Source organism: Massilia sp. CT11-108 (assembly GCF_047302915.1).
GTDB lineage: Bacteria > Pseudomonadota > Gammaproteobacteria > Burkholderiales > Burkholderiaceae_D > Telluria > Telluria orientalis.
In genome coordinates this window covers 1-338 of sequence record NZ_JBKYMO010001365.1, presented here as the reverse complement: position 1 = coordinate 338, position 338 = coordinate 1, and the positions used below count along the sequence as shown (strand labels likewise).

Sequence of the window (338 nt, the reverse complement as noted above, 5' to 3'; positions counted from 1 at the left end):
GGCCCGCCCGCGGCCACCAGCCCATCCCTTGCTGCATCGGCGCGCCGGGCGCCGTCGCCAGGGTGGGCGAGCCTGTCGGGAACGTGCGCGCGACGATGCCTTCCGCGTTGCCCTGCACGTCGTCGAACACCCAGCTGAACGCGTTGCCCGCCGCATCAATGATGCGCTCGCCGTTCGACAGCACGAACCAGCGCCGCTCGAGCGGATCGGGCGATGCCATGCAAGCCGCCTGGGGGCCGTGGCAGCGGCCAGCCAGCGCGCGTGCACGACGATGAGCGCGGCGCCCGCGACGGCCAGCAGCACGCAGCCTGCCGTCAGCCTGCGTAGCGGCACGGGCC

General features: G+C 74.3%; 1 protein-coding gene. It reads right to left on the bottom strand.

Annotated elements, in window-relative coordinates; genetic code table 11:
• A partial coding sequence (locus tag ACEN88_RS34815; RefSeq protein ID WP_413346983.1) for a hypothetical protein occupies positions 1–220 on the bottom strand: 220 nt, incomplete at its 3' end.
• Positions 221–338: the final 118 nt, after the last annotated feature.